This window comes from Bacteroides sp. D2, from assembly GCF_025147085.1.
Lineage (GTDB): Bacteria > Bacteroidota > Bacteroidia > Bacteroidales > Bacteroidaceae > Bacteroides.
Map to the genome: position 1 here is coordinate 816,767 of NZ_CP102261.1, position 21,652 is coordinate 838,418.

Below are 21,652 nucleotides of genomic sequence, written 5' to 3' on the forward strand. Positions count from 1 at the left end.
CTGTTTTATTTAATCTATTTTACCATTCTATGGATACATTCACTCCGGCAGGATCGTTCTCGAAACTCAATAAAAGAGTTTTTGAAGATTCATCCCATTCCGACTGTTCCGTCTTTCCGTTTACCAGGACTTTCCCGGGCTTGCGCGGCAAGAGGATTCTTGATACATTCGTCGTATGTAACGGACTCTTAGCTACGAACGAGTAACTCTGCTTCCCTACCTTCTCATCGTAAATGCGAGAAGCTCCGCAAAGTACCTTTGCTTTCACCTTACCGGATACTTTACTCAAGTCATACAAATATCCCTGTTCACCGGGATTAATCTGTTTCACGGTCAGTACCGGCAGGTCTTTGTCGAATAAATCGATATACAGTCCCGACAGTTTCAAAGGCTCTTTAGAAGAACTTTCATCCATTACTGCCGCGATTGTATAAGGTCCCCGTTCCACTACAAAATTGTTTTTGATTTCTATCTTTTTACCTGTTTGGTTCAGATAGGCGGATGCAATCGTTTCAAAGTATTTGCGGTCGTTCCCGTTCTTCAATACAAAATGCTTCGGATCTTCGCGCATGACAATCACAGTGCCTTTGCCGGAATGGTATGTTCCATCACCGGGAGTGCGGGACAAGCCCATTGCCTCAAACAGATGTTCCGAAGGGGCTTTGTAGGCGTTTCCTTCTGTATTCCACCATTCCAAAACCGTTTGATAAGGATCGACATCTTCTCCGCAATACACCAGTGTCCCTCCCTTTTTAACCCAGTCTGCCAGATAGTTATGGTATACCGGCTTCATTGGTTTCATGTTTGAGTAGGACATTACGAGTACCTGAAGTCCTTTGAAAGTTTCTTGAAACGGAGTATTCTCCATGTGTACCAGTTCCACCGGAATTCCTCTTTTTAATAATGGCAAAGTTTGTCCATAGAAGCTGGAGAATTGCGGATCGTCATATCCGTTATGATCCGGGAAGCGCTGGAACATCAGCGAATTTGCCATTAATACCCCAATGCCGTGCGTACCGTTGATCTGCTTGTCAGAGGTGCGAATGTCATTCAGTGTATTAATCATCACCTGCATTTGCGTGGAGTATGAGCGTGGGATGCGTTCTTTCTGATCGGTTCCGGCTATCCGGTATAATCCCTGATAAATACGGTCCGGCCAGGGCATCACTTCATAAGTATCTACCATCGGGTACATTAGTTGTGCAGCAAAAGTAGCCTGATAATTTATCTTATAGTCCAGCCAGTCTTTGGCACGGTCTTCAATCGGATCGGTCAGGAAATACATTTTGCGGTTCAAAGGAGCGGTCATGGATTTCATGCAGCCATATTCGAGAAAGGCATTCTCGAATACACGTTCTTTCTTTACACCGTTATAGAAATTCGGTTCACGGGCAGTACCCGTCCACACCTGTGCTATGTAGCCGTCTACACAATCCAATGAAGCCAGACTGGCTTCCGGGCTTACGATTTGCCAGGAAGTGTAGTTAATCAAAGAGTGAGTGGGCACATAACATTTCACATCCAGCCCTTTCGACTTACCGTATTCTTTGGCATAAGTAAATATCTTATCCAGTGCATGATAGTAGAGGTGATATTTCAACTTATTGGAAAGGTAGGTATTCTCGGGAGATTCATGTTGAGGTCTCCAGGGGAAATTATAATATTTCTGCCATTCAGACTTGAAGGCTTCGCTATATCCGCCACGCATCCAGAATTCCGGTTCCTCTAAATAAATAGAAGTAATTCCGGCATCAATCACCCGCTTTATCTGCGTTTCCTGCATATAACGAATAAAACTTTCGGTAGGTACAATGTAGGGTATCAAGTGTCCGTGAGCTATCTCGTTTCCGTTACGATCCCGTTGACCTTCTTTCAGATGACCGTCTATTCCATCCCATTTGCCGAGGAAATAGTCTTGATAATCTCCCCATGCCACTCCGGTCATAAATTGTGTCTGATATCCCTTATCTCTCCACGACTGAACACGCTGTTCAAAAGAAACTCCCTTTTTATCAAGTGTGCCATATACCATCGTAGCATCGGCACGCACATCTGTTTCCGATTTCCAAGGTTCGGCTGTTTGAAAAGTTGTTTTCGCTTCCTTGCCGTTAACCGCTTGAGTTTGAGCAAAGGAAACATTATTACCGGTTAATAAAAGGCTGAATATAATCAGTAGTTGTTTATTATTCATTTTCACGTGGTTCTGTGTCGTTTTCTATTTACTTCTTAGCCGGGAATAAAAGCATCAATGCCGGTATACCAGAAGCAGAATAACTGTTGATTTCCGCACCTGCCGGCAATTTCTTATGATATTCACCTCCACACACATTTCGCGTCTCATCTCTGTTTGCCCAACCTGTTTTGATGGTATGTTTCAGGAACGGAAGATATTGGGTTTGTCCGCAATCATATACTAACCATGCCATGTATTCAGCAAAGATGGCAGTATAGATTCCCTGTTCAATACCACTTTCGAAAGGTAGCACTTTATGTTCTGCTGACATATCTTTCACTGTATAGTCTGCTGCCAGAATAGCATTGTCCAGATAACGTTTCTCTCCGGTCGCCTTATAAAGCAATATGGATGCACCGATAAAGGTTGCCTGGTTGTAGACATGCGCTTTCCACGCGGGATTGCCATTTCCATGACGGCTATCAGCGATCTTTCCTGTTTCTTTATCCAGCAGATTTTCCACTCCCCATTCGTAGATTTCTTTGCCTTTGGCAAGATATTGAGCCTTCGTCTGATAATCCGGCCGTTTGCTGGTCGATTCTTTTCTGTTTTCAGGCACGTTATTGTAGAGGGTCAATGCTGCCACCACTGTCGGAAAGTTAATACATGCCATCTTTCCATCACCGAATTTATTCGGTTTCGGATTCCGAATAGGTTGCCATTGCCAGAACATACCTCCGTTTTCTTTGTCATACGAACCGGTATCACCCACCTTTTCCGAACCATACCACACACGTTTGAAACTGGCTTCCGAGAGTTTCAGATATTCATCCACTCCAAAAAGCTCGTATGCACGCGCCAGACTGATAGTCCACCACATGATATCATCATAGATGAACCAGCCGGTGTTTTCGTTGTTATCATCAAAATCAAACTGGCAATATTGTGCTTTGTTTCCTGCAAAGATTTTCTCGCAAAGTGCTTTATACTCACGAGTCTTCTTTTTGTCTTTCTGTGCCTTTGCCAGTTTATAAGCATTCATTGCCATGTCCCAATAAATAGGCTGACACCAGATAGCCGCCGCTCCATTACCGCGGTCAACAGCGCTTGGATAAGAGGAACTTGTTTTATAAATATATTTACTAGAGTCTAGTAGGGTATTGTTAAATCCTTCGTAAGCTGCCCATACATCTTCGTTAGTATATGCGTGCTTCTTCTGGTTTGCTTTTCCTAAATTGCCGACTGCCCATATAGTAGTTGATGCTCCCAATAGTAGTGTCAGAGCCAAAAGAATTTTGCTTTTCATGATAGTTTATAAGTTTATAGTATTTTTCCTGTTACAAAGATTGCAGAAATAGCTGAAAAAAAACAATAATATTTATTCAATAAAGAACAAATACAGACCAAAACGCTTTTCTACAATAAAAATATAGGATTAATAAAGGGTTATTGGAGAATAATTTCCCCTCATTCTGCCTTACGACAGAGATAAGGGGAATATTTAATCTACCTATTGAAAACTCATTCCGGTAAACAATTATTTGTTATCTGTAATGTCTGTGGACTCAATCCATTGCCAATCATCACCCTTTAATGTTGCCTTATGACCTTTCAGACCTGTAATTGTTCTAGTAGCACTTTGAGTAGGCTGATCACCTTTCACCTCAAAATCCCAGGCTTCTACCAAATTCGGATTATCGGCACTTACACCTTCTTCATTACCCATATAAGAAGCATATACCTGATTTTCCGTCCGGTTTGTTTTCCAGATACGTATCTTCTTTATGTAACCTGAAAACCATTCGTTACGGTTTCCATTATTGTCCATCATACAGAATCCGGTCATTTTAACCTGATTGACTATGGATTGTTCATTGATATACGTTCTCCAGGACTCACCCACACGAATGGGATCACCTTGTCTCGTACCGTCAATCATGGAATAACACTTCACATCTGTCGGAGTATCAAATCCCGGCAGGCCTTTATCTCTGAACAGGAATGCATAATGCGTCCAACGATCTTTGGTCCAGTTATCTGATTTCTTCCATCCCGGTTCCCACTCTTGAGGATTCGTATGATTATCATCTTCCCAATGAGCAACCATTGTCCTCAATAACCCTTTCATACGATCCTGTGCACGCCATCCGCTCCAATAAGGATCGTTTGTCATCGTAGAAAGGAAAGTACAGTTATCTTCTCCCTGTTTATTACAATATTCTTTGATATTCACCCAAAGTTCTATCGTGAATGCTTGATTATCATCCTCTCCAAACTTCACATAATCCTCACTATAACCAAAGTCTATATATGAACCGGCATTTCCGTCTACAAACAAATTCCAAGTAATCTGGCTGTTATCCGGCCATGCAGAGTCTTCTACTTCTTCCACTTTCTTATCGGCGGCAGCAATAGCCTCATCATAGATTTCCTGCGTCATATCTGTAATGGAACCGGATTTGATTCTTTCAGCCAGACTTTCCAGGTCTTGAGCAGCGCTCTCCAAAACTGATTTATTATCAACCGGATATTGGCCCTGATGATTTCCCCACTTCGTGTCATCATTAACGATTGTAAGTATTTCATCCGCTTTAGCCAGCAAATTATTAATATATTGTTGTGCTTCCGGAGACAGATTATAGAATTTTGAATTCTTAAACTCATCAATAGCCTTATTTACCTTTGCTACAGCAGCTTCCAGAGTTGTTTCATCCAGTTCTTCCCCGCCTTCTACCCGCTCAATCAAGGCATCCAACTCGGCAATGGCAGCATTCAATACATCCTTTCCGGTTTCGGGATAGGTGCCGGGAGCAGTTCCGTAGGTTGAATTTTTCAATAAATAGTTTAATGATGTACGGTTCTCTTGCAGGATACTCAATTGTGTATCTGTTATATACTCGTCTTCAATATCATCACAAGCGGTAAATATCCCTGCCAGACAAGAAATCAGGAGGAAAGAGAGGAGCATTGCTCCCTCTCTCCATTTATTAGTTAAACATTTCATGTTTTTCATCGTTTTTACATTATTATTCAACAATACGTTGCCACTCGTAAGTACCGATAATCTTAGCAGTATGACGGCCTGTCAGGTCTATTACTTCATTACCCGAACCGGAAGGTTTGGTGGTGAAATCCCATGCTGCCGCCAAGTCTTCTTCTTTACCAGTCACTTCAGCCGTCCCATTATAAGAGCTCTGGATATATTCGTTATCCTTTGCACTTTTCCAGATACGGATTTTCTTCATATAGCCGGCAAAACCTTCTTCAAACAGATTATCACTGGTACGCATATACCGTCCGAAAGCAGTCATTGGTGTGTTATAGCTGGCATAGTTGCTGGAATTATAGAATCTGCTGCCAACACTTCCCTCGGTTGTTTTCATTTCTCCATTCACATACAACTTCGCACGATATTCCGGACTACCCGGCAAACCTTTGTCACTGTACACAAACAAGAAATGTTGCCATTCTCCATCTTCCGGAGCCTTCAATGATGGTTCACAGATATTTCCACCCGTCTCGCCCCAGCTCGCACGGTAAATACCACCGTCTGCATTACGCCAATACATCATCCAGCCATTGCGCCATCCGTCACCACCCATGTAGGTAGAGAGGAACACATTCTGATCTTTTCCACCACCTTTGGTTACTTTCACCCAGAACTCGACAGTAAAGGCTTGATTTCCTTCGGTTCCGAAATTCACATATTCTTCGCTACGTCCGAAATCAATATAAGAACCACCGTCGCCACGTCCATCCACAAACAGTTCAGCCGGTGTAGTTTCAGCATCTTCTGTACGGATCGTGCTTTCAAACTGTTCTATAGCTGCCTCGGCTTCTGCCACATAGCGTTGTTTCTCACTTTCTGACGGAGAAGGTTTCTGATATTTGATTAGAAGTACTGCACGATTAGCATCATCTATCGCATCTGTCAGAATAGCCCGACTTTCGGTGGGATACTGTCCCTTTTTATCTCCGTATTCCGAATTTTGCTGCAAATCGGTCATTTCAGCAATCAATGCATCTAGTTGGTCGATATAGGCATCCTCTATTTCAGGAGCTGCAGTATACTCGTCATGTGTTTCTTCAGAACAAGCCGCCAATTGAAGTGTCAGTACCATGCATAACACATAATACCACATTTTCCAATTTGAATATTTCGTATTCATTATTCTTCTTTTTTATGGGTTACAATTATTTATCTGCCGGAAACAATAACATCAATGCCGGTATTCCGGACGCACTGTAGCTGTCGATAGTAGCACCTTCTATCTGCGCCTTATGGTATTCGCCACCACACAGATTACGTGTCTGATCGCGATTAGCCCAGCCATAATTAATATTACGCTTCAAAAATGGTAAGTACTGTGTCTGACCACAATCGTTTACCAGCATAGCCATGTATTCCGCAAAGATAGCGGTATAAATACCCTGTTCCACTCCACTCTCAAACGGCAATAAATCGTAGGTTGCAGACATGGTATTCATCGTATAGTCGGCTCCCAGAACCGCATTATCCAAATATGTTTTCTCTCCGGTAGCCTTATAGAGCAATAGCGAAGCGCCGATAAAAGTGGCCTGATTGTACACATGGTCTGACCATGCCGGATTTCCTTCGCCATGCTTACTGTCGGCTACTTCTCCAGTATTGCTGTCCACCAGATTCTTCACAGCCCATTCATAGATTTCTTTTCCTTTTGCCAGATAAGCATCTTTTGTTTCATAATGCGGACGGGTAAAGTTACCGTACTCATTACTCCAGCTTTCCGGATTCGGATCTGCCACACGGTCAGCAGGAACATTGTTGTAGAGAGTCAATGCAGCCACTACAGTGGGGAAGTTGATACAAGCCATCTTGCCTTCGCTGGCTACATTCTCATTCGGATTGCTGATAGGCTGCCATTGCCAGAACATACCTCCACCCAAATTCTTTTCAGGATCTGCATACGAACCCGTATCACCGACCTTTTCCGAGCCATACCACACACGTGCAAAACTTGCTTCTGCCAGACTGCGATACTCGTCTACTTTAAACAATTCATAAGCACGCGCTAAAGTAATGGTCCACCATTGGATATCATCATAGATAAACCAGCCGGTGTTCTCATTATTATCGTCAAAATCAAAGTTTGCATAATGCGCTTTATTTCCGGCAAACAAATCATCGCACAACTGCTTGTATTTGTTTTCTCTTTCCGTATCCCCTTCCGCTTTTGCAAGTTTATAAGCATTCATCGCCATGTCCCAGTAGATAGGTTGGCACCAGATAGCGGCAGCTCCGTTATTACGGTCTACAGCAGCAGTATAAGCGGTACTTGTTTTATAAATATTCTTATCGGGGTCCAGCAAGTAATCATTAAATGCCTCATAGGCAGTCCAGGTATCTGCATTGGTATACTCCGGGACAATCTCATAATCCGGCGTATACGGCTTTGCCTGCTTATCCTCATTGCAAGAGGACATACAAAAGACACCGGACATGAGACAAACTGCAGAGAAAATATATTGTTTCATCATAATTTCTATTTTATAATCAGTATTTAGAATCCTGTATTCTGAACCAAGTTCTTATCAATATCAATCTCACCCTGTGGTATCGGGAAGAAATACTGACGGTCAAAAATACGTTTTACAATCTCCGTACGTTTGAAGAATTCATTTCCGTCATAATTGACATTCATTCCATGAATTGCCTTGTTGAAATATTCATTTACCAATCCCCAGCGGCGTACGTCAAAATAACGGCAGTTTTCGAAACTCAATTCGATGCGTTTCTCCTTGCGGATCAACTCCATGACCTCATCCGTTGTAGTCGGTTTAGGCAGATTGACTGTCTCACCGTATCCCGGAATACCTGCACGCTTACGGATCATGTTCATATAAGTCCATATATCTTCATGAGTCGGACTGACATGTGCCAGTGCTTCGACATAGTCAAAATAAATATTAGTCAGACGCAAGAGTACACAAACCAGATTTTGGTTACGGTCGCCGGAATCCATACATTTACGTACCAGATAACCAGTACTACTATAGTCATTGCTACCTTGTTCCTTACCACAACTTCCGCTATAAGTGAAATCTACTACATAACCACCTTCTGTTCCATCAAACCATTTTGAATTGCTAAAGGTTATATCTGCATAGAAACGAGGTTCGCGATTGACATACATCATTCTGGTTCCTACCGGTGCATATAATGTACCGTCTGTTCCTTTGTATTCTGTTGTGGAGACTCCCTCTTCTACATAATCGGATTCCTCATTGATAATCGGAGTGACACCATCAGCACTATAGCCGGAGATAGGAGATTCTCCGTTTGACATGAAATAAGCATCTACCATTTCCTGTGTTGCCCCCAACAAGCTACCCCCTCTATAATCGGTCGTATTACCGGATCTATTCGGCATACGGTCGTACTGCATGGTTCCTGCTGAATTATCCAGACGATAGAAAATCATCTCTTTATTGTTACCCATTTCAGAAAACAGGGTTCTCACTGCACGACGATAAGATTCCGTCGGGCTGAATCCTTCCGAATCCGAGCCGGAAACAGAAACACCGTCCTTATTGGTGTACATCAAATGATAACGGCTGCCATAATTAGAGAAGAATGTGTTACATTCATCAATCACTCTCTGCCAGTTGGCACGTTTGGTGGCTTCATCCGGTCTGCTGGGAAATAGTTTTGTTCCATCATTATTAGCCAAATCAGAATAATAGGTACTTTCTCCATTAAACAACCAGCTGGCACGATAAGTCAATGCCTCAATGATAAATGCCTGTGCAATCGCTTTGTCAATACGACCATATCCGGACACCTTATCAGTAGAAGCATCATCCAGCAAACCGTCGTTTTGCGCACCTTTCAGTTCTGATACGATAAAATCGAAACACTCATCTACCGTATTACGCGGGAGTTGCAACTCGTCACTCGGAGTATCCATCGCAAAGTCCTTTTCAAGTAAAGGAACCGGGCCATAAGTACGCACTAAATAAAAATAGTAGATAGCCCGTAAAGCTCTAGCTTCTGCTTTCCACTGATTTCTTTCCGTAACAGTCAACGGTGCCTGATCTACATTTTCTGTAAATACTGCAGCTTCATGGATACCTGAAAACCAGCTCTTCCAGCGATATAATACCATCGTTCCTTCAGTAGCATCGATAGAATTGTTATTTATCAGTTTTCCCTTATTGTCATTTGTCCACTCTGCCTCGTCACTGGAGCCTGTCCAGGGACCGGGAGTACGGTACAGACTGGTCTCATGTACCTGACGTTGGTTAAATTCATCTGGTAAGAATGTGTATACGTTCGAAAGATACCGCAAGGCTCCATCTCTGGTTGTGAAAATCTCTTTGAGTGACAAACGGTCATCAGGCACCTGGTCAAAATAGTCATTACAAGATGTCGTCAAGAGACATGTCAGCAAACTAACGATTATATAATTATATTTTTTCATTATCTTTTTGTTTAGAATGTGAAATTAATACCAACTGAGTAAGAGGTCGTATTTGGATAAGAAGCACCATTATCGGTATTCAACTCCGGATCCCACAATTTGAAACGACTCAAAGTGAACAGGTTAGTTCCCATTACATATACGGCTGCATTCTTCAGATGAACTTTATTCACCCAAGGTTTCGGTAAATTATAAGATATCTGCAATGTCTTCAGACGCAGGAAATTCATGTTACGTACCCACCAGGTACTCTTCTGGAAGTTATTAATATTACTGGTTGTTTCACTTCCATAAGACAAGCGGGGATAAAAGGCATTCTGGTCCGGATTTTCCTCTGTCCAACGGTCACCAATGTTAGAGTAGAGGTTACCACTACCACCACCGCCGTTAAACGGATTTATACTGCTACCGTTCAAAACACGTTCGGCTCCTGCTACGCCCTGGAACATCATACCTACTGACAGGTCTTTCCAACCTACGGTAAATCCGAAACCATAAACAGTTGTCGGCACATCCCCACGGGAAATGTAAGTCTGGTCGTACGCATCAATCTGACCGTCATTGTTCAAATCCTTGTATTTGATATCTCCCGCCTTTACAGTGCCAAACTGTGAAGCAAATGGTTTGGGAGTGATTGCTTTATTGGCATCCGACAACGATTCCCAACGTGCCATATCATCTATTTCAGCTTGAGTGAACAGTCCTTCGGCCACATATCCTTTCACTCCATTGATGTTACGTCCATACTGGTTCATCCATTCGTATTTCTGTTCCGGCAGTTCTCCCTGAATCCATTTATCCTTATTAAAGGTGATATTACCACGAAGCGCAAGTACCCAGTCTTTATTAATGCGCTTGTTATACTCTATCGTTCCATCGAATCCTTTATTTTCTATGATACCAATATTTCCATAAGGAGCAGATGTATTGTATCCCAGGAATGAAGGTATAGAATGCTCACGCTTCAACAGGATGTTTTCACGACGTTCCTTAAACAAGTCGAATACAATAGACAGGTCGTCATTAAACAGTTTAATATCAATACCCAAATCTTGTTTACGAGATTCTTCCCAAATCAAGTCAACAGCCATATTCACTGTTTCATAACCAGACCATTTGGTACCATTCGGTCCGAATTTATAACCATAATCGCCATTCTCTTTCATCTGGTCCAGATACATAAAACGACGGTCGGAAACTTCACTATTACCTACTTTACCATCCGTATAGCGTATCTTCAGGAAAGAAACAGCTTTTGACAGCGGTTGCCAAAATTTCTCGTTTGAGATAACCCAACCCACACCAAATGCAGGGAAAGTACCGAAACGATGTTTAGGCGAGAAGTTCTCGGCACCGTTATAACCGATGTTGAATTCTGCAAAATAGCGGTCTTTCCATGAATAAGTAGCACGACCGGCAATACCCATCATACGATAAGGAATCGCATCTTCCAGTGTACCTTTCGGATACAATAACTTGGACTGCTGGTTGAACAGGAACAGTGCACTGACACGATGATCGTCATTGAACGTCCGGTCATAGTTCAGGGAAGCTTCCAGGTAAGTTTTCTTATTACCACTTGTTTCCTGTGTATAACTCAACACGTTACTTCCTTCATAAATACGTTGCAAAATGGGTTGTCCGTCCATATCGTAAGGAACACTGGTATCCAGGAAGTTATAAGTAGACTCTGCACGGTCCTGATGTACATGTATCTCATTGTACACGTCGAACGCGTACATGGCAGTCAATTTCAGCCCTTTAGTAAGCATATCCAAATCCTGTGTGATACGTAAGTTAGAATAGATCTGATTTTTCGTCAGGTTATCATATCCACGACGGGTAGCTTGTGAATAAGGGTTATTAAAGTTATTGTTAGTTGAAGTTCCCGGTACATAGGCTTCTCCGTTGACAAAGAACATCTTTGGATATTCAACCGGTGAAATTGACATTGCCGCATTATACAAATCAGCAGAAGAGATAGCCGGATAGTTTCCTTCTCCCAAATAACCTTGTGCACCGATCTCCACTTTAGTAGTAGGAGTCACATCAATATTCAGATTAGTGGTAAAGTTATAACGGCTATATTTCATTTTGGAATCATAGGTGTTGATATTCTTATCAGTCACCGTCATACCTGTTTCATTGAAGTAGCTGACTGACGCATAATAAGCAACCTTTTCACTACCACCCCGCACATTTACATTCACACGGCGATTATGTCCCCAATCATTAAAGATTTCCTTCAACCAATCCACGTTCGGATACAAATAAGGATCTTTGCCGGCAATCGTATTACGAATTTGGTCTTCCGTATATTTTGTAGCAATACCGTCATTACGCATTGCCTCGTTAGCTGCATTCATATAAGTGATACCGTCTGCCAAATCAACCATCTTCGTGAAACGGGTAAACGATTCATAATAATCCGCGCTCACTGTCGGTTTCCCCACCTTTCCCGGTTTGGTTTTAATCAGAATCACACCATTAGCGCCTCGCACACCATACACAGCCGTTGCCGATGCATCTTTCAGTGTTGTCAACGATTCAATGTCTTCCGGATCGATGTCGTTGAACGAACGTTCCACTCCATCCACCAATACCAGCGGAGAAGAAGTGTTGGGAGTAGAAATACCACGAATCCAGATATCAGCGGCATCTTTACCCGGTTCTCCCGTACGTTGCACGGCTACAACACCGGCCAAACGACCTGCCAACGTTGTAGTTAAACTGGCAGAAGGTGTTTTAATATCCTCCATCTTCATAGAAGACTGTGCACCGATATTACTTATTTTACGCTGGGTACCATAACCAACAATCACAGTCTCTTCCAACTCGTTCACCTGTTCTTCCAAAGCCACATCGTAAATATTGGTAGAAGCATTCGTCCGTATTTCTGAAGTTTTGAAGCCGATATAAGTAAATTTAAGCACTACGCTTTTCTTGGTTACGAATATCTCATACAAACCATCCATATTGGTAATCGAACCGTTCGCATCTCCATCCACGGTAACGTTCACTCCAATAAGCGGTTCTCCTTTTACATCAGTAACACGTCCCGTTATTTTCCGTTTATTCTGTTGCTGTTCATTAGGAGCCGGTGCTTTTCCGGAAATAAAGATTTGTCTGTCAGAGATCCGATAAGTACATGAAGTACCCTCGAAAAGTTCAGAAAGAATTTCTTCTATCTTCTTATTCTTACTGTCGATAGACACCTTGCGATCTAAGTTCACAGCATCATCTAAGTAGAAGAAAACAAATTGACTACTTTTCTCTATCGTTTTAAGCACTTCTCTCAACGTCGAGTTATTAACGCTGACCGAGAGGGTCTTAAATTGAGAATAATTGTTGTAACTTGCGAAAGAGTAGTCTATTCCGAGAAGTAAAAAACAAAGGAATAGCCCGAGAACCTTACTCTTCCGTTCTCTAATTGCATTTTTCATATTAAACATGTTAAAAATTTCTCATAATATTATTTCTGTGTCTAAACATTCTTGGGCACACACGTCCCAGCTAGATGATAGCGTGTATCATCCACTCTCTACAAAAATTACCATAAAATTCAGGAATTAGATTTATTCTTTATCTTATTTTTTCATATCTATTTCTTTACGACTCGATACGTTTTATATTGTTCATCATAGGCATAAGAGATTGGTGCAACAAAGGTTAATCCATTAATTACTGTTTCAAAGTTGTCTTTCAAATCGATTTTTCCGGAACATTTTATTTTACTTAGCGCTGGGTCAAATTCTACGTTAATGCCATAATAGGTAGACAGACGTTTCAAAACAATTCCCAAATCAGCACTTTGGAAATAATAGAGCCCGTTCACCCATGATATAGCCTCTTCCACATCTACTTGTGTTATATTTTCCTTTCCATCGGCAGAACTGAACATCTGATTAGGAGCCAGAATGGCTTTTGGAGTCCGCTCTGTCTCCACCTGAACGCATCCTTGTGCCAGCACTACACTCCTTATCGCTTCCGACTCATACGCCGTTACATTAAATTTAGTACCAAGCACTCTGACATTCATATCTTTAGTCCGCACGTAGAAAGGACGGTTTTCATCTCTGGCTACTTCTATGTAAATTTCTCCATCCACATAGATTTCACGTTTGTCTTGTTCAAACTCCACCGGATAAATCACTCTCGTACCGGCATTCACCCAGACTTTAGATCCATCGGCAAACGTCAATACCGAACGTTTTCCGCGTGGAATAACCAATTGGTTATAAGTTGCCGATTTCTCCTTTTGTATACTTTCCTGATTCGTTTTGATTTCTACGGAATCATACGTAATCTCTGTTTCTTTTTCCTTCAAACTCACAACATTATCTTCTGCCAAAATCAACAGAGTTTCTTCCGTCAAAGGCAAATCGGCTTTCGTATTCACAGCAAATGTAGCAATGTCCGGGTCCAGAGCCGAAGAATAGTTCTTCAAAAAGAAGAAGCTTCCCACAAGAATAGCCACACTGGCAGCCGCGCTCAATCCTATTAAGAAATAGTTTTTGCGGCGCGCTTTCTCCTTATTTATATTAGTCGCTTGGATACGAGTCCATAAATCATCCGTTTCCTGATTGGAAAGTACCTCGTCCTTCTCTTTCGAAAAAACTTTCAAATATCTTTTTGCAGCTATATATTCATCGATATTAGAAGGATTCATCTGTTCAAATTCATCCCAGAACTTCTGTGTTTCTTCCGTAGGATAGTTCATGGAAGAAATAAAGAAATCATTCTGAAGAAATTCTTCAAAAGTATATAGGGAAAAATCTGTATGTTTTTGTTCAGAGTTCATTATTTTCATTGTCTTTACGTATGAATAACAGTTGTACTTTCATTTTATACTCACCTTTTTCGAAGTTTTTTCCACTTTTTTTTGATAGGCAGGAAAAATGGGCTGGTTATTCTCTCTTATTTTCTCTTAAATAAGTCCCGGATACGTCCCAAAGCCCGTTGAATAGAATTAGAAACAGACTGATTATTCATGTCTGTCACCTCACTGATTTCATCGATACTCATCTCTTTGATATACCGATAATAAATAATTTCGCGCTGTCTGTCCGTCAATACAGACATCATAGAATGTACGGTTGTCTGAACTAGTTTTTCCTGTTCATTATTAATATATATAGTTTCCGGAGTGGAAGGAGAGTTATCAACCGTATCTTCCCTCTCACCTATTTCATCAAACGGGAGGGAATCTGTTGTTTTTTTCAGCGCATTAAAAAGAGTGTTTTTCAATGCTACCGTCAAATAGGCTGTAATATTATCTGTTGGAGCTAACTTTGCACGATTCATGTGAATTTTCACAAACACATCATGTATGCAGTCTTTGATTAATTCTTTATCCGAAGTATATAATAATCCGAATCGAAACAGATCTTGTACTGTTTGATTATATATTTGGGTATACGCACTCGAGTCTCCTTCGAGAAACCTTTTCCACAAAAGGGAATCAGAGAGAGTGTGTATATCCGATTTCATTATAATAAGTATATTGGATTTATAAGGACAAAAATAAAACAATAAATCAAAAAAAGCCCATCTTTATTAAAATATTAATTACCGATGGGCTGAACTTTTCAAATTTTACTTCAATGGGCTAGCCTCTACTCCCTCGAAAGTCATCTTTATAGGTTTTATTTTTCCGTCCTTATCAAAAATCATGCGATCAATGCAGGTCACACGAGCGTTTCCATCCATTTCACCCAATGGATGGCGATGATAAATGATGTACCATTCGTCTGCTCCCGGACCTTTCACAACAGAATGATGACCGGCACCCGTTCCAATATTAGGATCGCGTTCCAATATTTTTGCTTCTCTTTTAAAAGGTCCGAATGGTGAGTCGGCAATCGCATAGGCTACGCAATAATCCGGTCCGGTCCAACCGCCTTCCGACCACATAAAATAGTATTTACCGTTACGTTTCAACATGAAAGGTCCCTCTACATATTTTTCGGGAGTTACTTCCTTATAGATGGTACCATCCTCAAACGGTACGATACTCAACAAGTCCGGAGCCAGCTTCACCATATTGCAATGTCCCCAGCCACCATAATACATATAATACTGTCCGTCATCATCTTTGTAAACAAACTGATCGATCGGTTGTGCACCATTTACAAATTTATCAATCAGAGGTTTGCCCAGTGCATCCTTAAATGGTCCGGCAGGATTGTCGGCCACAGCCACACCAATACCTCCCAGCTCGTTATTACTTTGAATATCATTCGCACCGAAGAATATATAATATTTGTCATTCGCATGAATCACAGCAGGTGCCCATAAAGCACGTTTAAACCAACTTATATTCTCTTTCGATAACACTTTCGGGTGTTTTGTCCAGTTCACCAGGTCTTTAGACGAGAAGGCATCCATGAAGGTTTGTTCGTCATAAGGCGCCGAATACGTAGGGTAAATCCAGTATTCGTCTCCGAACACAATTCCTTCCGGATCGGCATACCAGCCCGGAAATACAGGATTGCCACTTGTCTTTGGTTGCTGACCGGCTTTTTGTCCAAATACAGACTGGGAACAACAAATAATACTGAAAAGAATAAGATGTTTTAGTTTCATATAATATCAATTTTAAAGTTCGTGCTACAAAGATGAGAAAAAACAAATAGAAAATTCAATAATTATGAGCCAATTAAGGATAAATACTAACCAATCTGCAAAAAAAAGATGATTTATCAAGATTTTGTGCTTTCTTTGCAGTGTCATTATAAAATGAAAAATACCATGAAAAGCGGAATCTCATTACTAACTGTACTTTTAATCATTATTTGTGCATCTTGCCAACCCAAGAAGAAAACAGAGCCGGAAAAGGAAACAATAACAGGAGATACCTATACGAATCCGTTGCGCGAAAAAGGAGCAGAACCATGGGGTGTTTTTCACGAAGGAAAATATTACTACACACAAGGTTCCGAAAGCAGAATCGTACTTTGGGAAACGAGTGATATAACCAACTTGAATGACAGTCTTAAAAAGCCGGTATGGATACCGAACGACCCTAGTAATTCGCATCACCTATGGGCTCCCGAAATACATCGTATCAACAACAAATGGTATATTTACTTCGCCGCAGACGATGGCAATATGGACAATCACCAGATATATGTGATTGAGAACGAGGCTGCTATTCCCACAGAGGGTAAGTTTGTCATGAAGGGCCGTATACCGACTGACAAAAATAACAACTGGGCGATTCATGCAAGTACCTTCGAGCACAACGGACAACGTTACATGATTTGGTGCGGATGGCAAAAACGCAGGATTGACAGCGAAACACAATGTATTTACATTGCTTCCATGGAAAATCCATGGACACTTTCCTCCGACAGAGTCCTGATTTCCAAACCTGAATATGAGTGGGAATGTCAATGGGTCAATCCCGATGGCAGTAAAACGGCCTATCCGATTCATGTAAACGAGGCACCTCACTTTTTCCAACCGAAGAATAAAGACAAAGTATGCATTTTTTATTCCGCCAGTGGTAGCTGGACGCCTTACTATTGTGTAGGATTACTGACAGCAGATGCAAATGCCAACCTGCTGGACCCCGCTTCCTGGAAGAAACATCCGACACCCGTATTCCAACAGGAACCGAAGAATGAAGTTTTTGGCCCCGGTGGAAGTTCTTTCATTCCCTCACCGGATGGAAAAGAATGTTATATGGTGTATCATGCCCGTCAGATACCGAACGATGCTCCGGGTGCAATGGACTCACGTTCTCCCCGCCTACAAAAAATAGAATGGGACAAAGACGGAATGCCTGTATTGGGTGTTCCGGACAAGGCCGGAACGAAACTTCCCAAACCATCAGGAACAAAAACTGCTGACAAATAATAAAAACAATTATTCAACAAAGAATAAAAACTGACCACTCTTTCCGGTATTTATCATCAAAAGTAACTTTATACGGGATTTTATATAGAAAAAGAAGAGATTTTGCTGTTTTTTGAACGGCAAATTTCCTTTATTTTCTTTTAATTCCACTTTCTTTGCAATGTTCCTTCTTATGGGATATCAATTCAATAACTAATTATAATGTATACCATGAACATGAAAAAGAATTTTCTAACAATGCTACTTGCATTGGCTCTATGCAGTTCGACTTTTGCTCAATGGAAACCTGCCGGTGACAAAATCAAGACATCGTGGGGAGAACAGCTTGATCCTAAAAACGTATTGCCGGAATATCCGCGTCCTATCATGGAACGCAGTGACTGGAAAAACCTGAACGGGCTTTGGAAATATGCAATCACCAAAAAGGGAGCCCCAGCACCTGTTGCTTATCAGGGTGATATCCTTGTTCCTTTTGCCGTAGAATCGTCTTTATCAGGCGTAGGCAAAATGATAAACGAGAAAGAAGAATTGTGGTACCAACGCACTTTCGACGTTCCTTCCAACTGGCGTGGCAAACAAGTCCTGTTGCACTTCGGAGCAGTAGACTGGAAAGCAGAAGTTTGGGTGAATGACGTGAAAGTAGGTGAACACACAGGTGGATTTACTCCTTTCTATTTCGATATCACTTCCGTACTTAATAAAGGAAATAATGACCTGGTAGTAAAAGTATGGGACCCTTCAGACCGTGGCGAACAACCCAGAGGAAAACAAATAGCAAACCCTCATGGCATTTGGTACACTCCGGTTACAGGTATCTGGCAAACAGTGTGGTTGGAACCAGTGGCAACACAATACATTGCTAATCTGAAAACTACCCCTAATATTGATAATAACTCTGTTAAGGTAGAAGTGGCTGCCAACACAACTTCTGCAGACAAAGTGGAAGTAAAAGTATTCGATGGCAAGAACCTTGTAGCCAAAGGTGCAGCGTTGAACGGAGTACCCGTTGAACTGGCAATGCCTGCTAATGCTAAATTGTGGTCGCCAGACTCTCCTTTCCTTTACAACATGGAAGTGACTCTGTACAAAGACGGAAAAGCAATAGACCAGGTAAAGAGCTATACTGCTATGCGTAAATATTCTGTTCGCAAGAGCCCGAATGGCATCACTCGCCTGCAATTGAACAACAAAGACTACTTCCAGTTCGGTCCACTCGACCAGGGATGGTGGCCTGATGGTTTATATACTGCACCGACAGACGAAGCATTGGTTTACGACTTGAAAAAGACAAAAGACTTCGGCTACAACATGGTACGTAAGCACGTTAAGGTAGAACCTGCGCGCTGGTACACTCATTGCGACCAGTTGGGATTGATCGTATGGCAAGATATGCCGAACGGTGGTCCTAGCCCACAGTGGCAGGCACGCAACTATTTCAACGGTACAGAAGTAATCCGTTCTGCTGCTTCCGAAGCTAACTACCGCAAAGAGTGGAAAGAAATCATCGACTGTCTGTACTCTTATCCAAGTATCGCTGTATGGGTACCTTTCAACGAAGCATGGGGACAATTCAAAACTCCGGAAATCGTAGCTTGGACCAAAGAATACGATCCTAGCCGACTGGTGAATCCTGCCAGTGGTGGTAATCACTACACTTGTGGCGATATTCTCGACCTTCACCACTATCCGGGACCAAACATGTTCCTTTACGATCCGAGACGTGCTACCGTATTGGGTGAGTACGGAGGTATCGGCCTTGTAGTAGAAGGAAACACTTGGGTGAATGACAAGAAAAACTGGGGTTATGTGAAGTTCAATACATCGGACGAAGTAACAAACGAATACATTAAATATGGCAGACATCTGTTGGAATTGATCCAGAAAGGATTCTCTGCTGCCGTATATACTCAGACAACAGACGTAGAAGGTGAAATCAACGGTCTGCTCACTTACGACCGTAAAGTAATCAAAATGGATGAAGCTAAAATCAGAGAAATCAATCAGAAAATCTGTAACTCTCTGAATAAAGAATAATTAGCACAATACTCTTTTCCTTGTTGAATTTAAAACAGCACCTCTGAAGGTCTATATTCAGGGTGCTGTTTTTTATGTTTTTATTTTTTTCCGATGGGTTTACTCTTCTTCCTGCATGAAGATCTTTACCTGATTCCAGCTATTCTCCGTATCATTCGAAACTTTCTCACCGGGTGTAGAGCGTCCTTCTTCCAGATATTTCTTCATAGTCCGTTTCATCTCTTTCACCTCATTCTCATAACGTTTGTCACCGATGATGTTTTCTTTTTCCGAAGGATCTTTCACGATATCAAACAATTGCATCGGGGGGAATTTAGCCACATCAACAGGTTTAACGGGATATGTCCAACCACCGGAGCCTCCGTAAAATACCAATTTCAGTTGGGGAGTACGTAAAGACAGATAGCCCTCTCCTGCTTCATGTACCAGGTCTTTACGGGCGGAAGTGCCTTTCTTGCTCAATATCGGCCACATACTATAACTGTCAACGGCTTCTTCCGTCTCCAAATTGTGATTAAGCATTTGGGCAAAAGTAGCATAAAAGTCAATCAATGAAACCAAAGAATTGTTTGTCTCTTTCCCGTATTTTCCTTTCCAGGAGACAATGAGCGGGATTCTGTGACCGCCTTCATAAATATCGCTCTTATAACCTTTGTAGATATAACTGGGGAAATGTCCCTGTTTTTCCATCTCTTTTACGCCTATATAAGCAGCACAGCCATTGTCCGAAGCAAATACGATGATAGTGTTATCCAGTTGTTTATTCTTCTTCAATGTTTCTACAATTTGGCGCACCATGTCGTCTATCATGACTACAAAATCACCATAGGGGCCGATACTGGTTTTACCCTGAAATTCTTTCGAAGGCAATATAGGTGTGTGAGGAGCAGTAATAGGTAAATATAAAAAGAACGGTTTCTTACTGTCTTTCTGCTCATTGATATAGTTCAGGCTGTGACGGATGATGTTGGGAAAACATTCTTCCGGTTTGAAGTCGGCTCCTGCCATTCCTCCGTGCATCAGTAAAGCCAGGTTCTTTTTCTGGGGTTCTATCACATGATCGGGGATAGAGGTTGCTTTATTGTTTTCCACATAAACATAGGGAGAAATATCCAGTGATGCAGGGATGCCGAAGTAGTAATCAAATCCTCTGTCGGTAGGTCCGTTCTTGATTGGAAGCGAGAAATCAATATCTTTCATGCTTCTGCCATTGTCCGTATATCCCCAGTCCCAGCCTAAATGCCATTTGCCGATACAAGCAGTATTGTATCCGTTGGCTGAAAACATTTGTGCGATTGTGCGACGTTCAGGGTCGATCATAGCAGGCGAATCACCATCAAGACCGCCTCGTTTCAGTTTGGTACGCCACGGATATCTTCCGGTCAGGAGAGAATATCTGGAAGGAGTGGATAAAGCAGAGGAAGCATGGGCATCCGTAAAGGCAATTCCGTGCTCGGCCAGTTTGTCGATGTTAGGAGTATGAATTTTAGAATCGGGATTAAAGGCGGAGATGTCTCCGTAGCCTAAGTCGTCAGCCAATATAAACACGATATTGGGTGTTTGCGCTTTTGCAACAGTTACTGCAAGAAGTGCAGAAGAGATTGTGATTAGTTTATTCATATATTTAATGTATTAAAACCGTAGTTAATAGGTGATATCGCCTATGCCTTCATGTTTTCCAAGCGGCATGCCCGTATTATCCTACTGCCATCTCTTTCGTTCCACTCCAGTGAACGGTTCCTTTCACTCCAGTGAACAGGCCTGTGCACTCTAGTGAACAGATCGTGCCACTCCAGTGGAACGATATAGATGCTTTATCAATAACAAGGCAAGAACGAATGGAAAACAGGAGGATATCAGGTTGTTTGAACGGAAAATGCTCTTCATCTATTTTCAATGTAAGCGTTTACAGTCCCCATCATCCGTGCAATTTCGATGAGAAGTGCATGAGAAATGCACGATAGAACTATGAGAAGTGTATGAGAAATCATTGAAAAATGCATGAGAGAAAGCCCTTTTTCCGTTAAAATATCTATAAAAAGTATGAGAGATGCCTGTTTTAAAAACATCTCTCATACTATATACATTTGATTACAAGCCAATTATCGAGATTTTATGAGAAATG

Annotated in this window: 13 protein-coding genes; 2 read left to right on the forward strand and 11 right to left on the reverse strand. The window is 41.7% G+C overall.

The features are described 5' to 3' along the window. Positions 1-19: 19 nt before the first annotated feature. The 10 genes from NQ505_RS02910 to NQ505_RS02955 all read right to left on the reverse strand — a co-directional run bounded on the left by NQ505_RS02910 (position 20) and on the right by NQ505_RS02955 (position 16,218). Positions 20-2,191 carry a hypothetical protein gene (locus tag NQ505_RS02910; RefSeq protein WP_008998077.1) on the reverse strand — a complete coding sequence of 724 codons (2,172 nt, stop codon included), beginning with the start codon at positions 2,189-2,191 and terminating at the stop codon, positions 20-22. 28 nt (positions 2,192-2,219) lie between these two features. Next, on the reverse strand, positions 2,220-3,479 hold the full coding sequence (locus NQ505_RS02915; RefSeq protein WP_008998078.1) for a glycoside hydrolase family 76 protein: 1,260 nt from the start codon (positions 3,477-3,479) through the stop codon (positions 2,220-2,222). A 231-nt stretch (positions 3,480-3,710) separates the two neighbouring features. Continuing rightward, positions 3,711-5,177, reverse strand: coding sequence for a DUF4972 domain-containing protein (locus NQ505_RS02920; RefSeq protein ID WP_008998079.1), 1,467 nt, complete (start codon positions 5,175-5,177; stop codon positions 3,711-3,713). Positions 5,178-5,199: 22 nt separating this feature from the next. Beyond that, positions 5,200-6,342, reverse strand: a complete 1,143-nt coding sequence (locus tag NQ505_RS02925) for a DUF4972 domain-containing protein (RefSeq protein WP_008998080.1) — start codon at positions 6,340-6,342, stop codon at positions 5,200-5,202. Positions 6,343-6,367: 25 nt separating this feature from the next. After that, positions 6,368-7,690, reverse strand: a complete 1,323-nt coding sequence (locus tag NQ505_RS02930; RefSeq protein WP_032853263.1) for a glycoside hydrolase family 76 protein — start codon at positions 7,688-7,690, stop codon at positions 6,368-6,370. Positions 7,691-7,713: 23 nt separating this feature from the next. Continuing rightward, positions 7,714-9,633: a RagB/SusD family nutrient uptake outer membrane protein gene (locus NQ505_RS02935; RefSeq protein WP_008998082.1), complete on the reverse strand. Its 1,920-nt coding sequence runs from the start codon at positions 9,631-9,633 to the stop codon at positions 7,714-7,716. 11 nt (positions 9,634-9,644) lie between these two features. Next, positions 9,645-13,076, reverse strand: coding sequence for a TonB-dependent receptor (locus tag NQ505_RS02940; protein WP_008998083.1), 3,432 nt, complete (start codon positions 13,074-13,076; stop codon positions 9,645-9,647). A gap of 158 nt (positions 13,077-13,234) precedes the next feature. After that, positions 13,235-14,443: a FecR family protein gene (locus NQ505_RS02945; RefSeq protein WP_032853265.1), complete on the reverse strand. Its 1,209-nt coding sequence runs from the start codon at positions 14,441-14,443 to the stop codon at positions 13,235-13,237. 107 nt (positions 14,444-14,550) lie between these two features. Continuing rightward, positions 14,551-15,123 carry an RNA polymerase sigma factor gene (locus tag NQ505_RS02950; protein ID WP_008998085.1) on the reverse strand — a complete coding sequence of 191 codons (573 nt, stop codon included), beginning with the start codon at positions 15,121-15,123 and terminating at the stop codon, positions 14,551-14,553. A gap of 105 nt (positions 15,124-15,228) precedes the next feature. Next, complete coding sequence (locus NQ505_RS02955) at positions 15,229-16,218, reverse strand: glycoside hydrolase family 43 protein (protein WP_008998086.1); 990 nt, start codon at positions 16,216-16,218, stop codon at positions 15,229-15,231. A gap of 165 nt (positions 16,219-16,383) precedes the next feature. Between NQ505_RS02955 and NQ505_RS02960 the strand changes: the two genes are divergently transcribed. Further along, complete coding sequence (locus NQ505_RS02960; RefSeq protein ID WP_032853310.1) at positions 16,384-17,493, forward strand: family 43 glycosylhydrolase; 1,110 nt, start codon at positions 16,384-16,386, stop codon at positions 17,491-17,493. Positions 17,494-17,709: 216 nt separating this feature from the next. Next, positions 17,710-19,527 carry a glycoside hydrolase family 2 protein gene (locus NQ505_RS02965; RefSeq protein ID WP_032853311.1) on the forward strand — a complete coding sequence of 606 codons (1,818 nt, stop codon included), beginning with the start codon at positions 17,710-17,712 and terminating at the stop codon, positions 19,525-19,527. Between the two features lie 99 nt (positions 19,528-19,626). Here NQ505_RS02965 and NQ505_RS02970 read toward each other — a convergent pair whose 3' ends face one another. Then, positions 19,627-21,147: a sulfatase family protein gene (locus tag NQ505_RS02970; RefSeq protein WP_008998089.1), complete on the reverse strand. Its 1,521-nt coding sequence runs from the start codon at positions 21,145-21,147 to the stop codon at positions 19,627-19,629. Positions 21,148-21,652 lie beyond the last annotated feature (505 nt).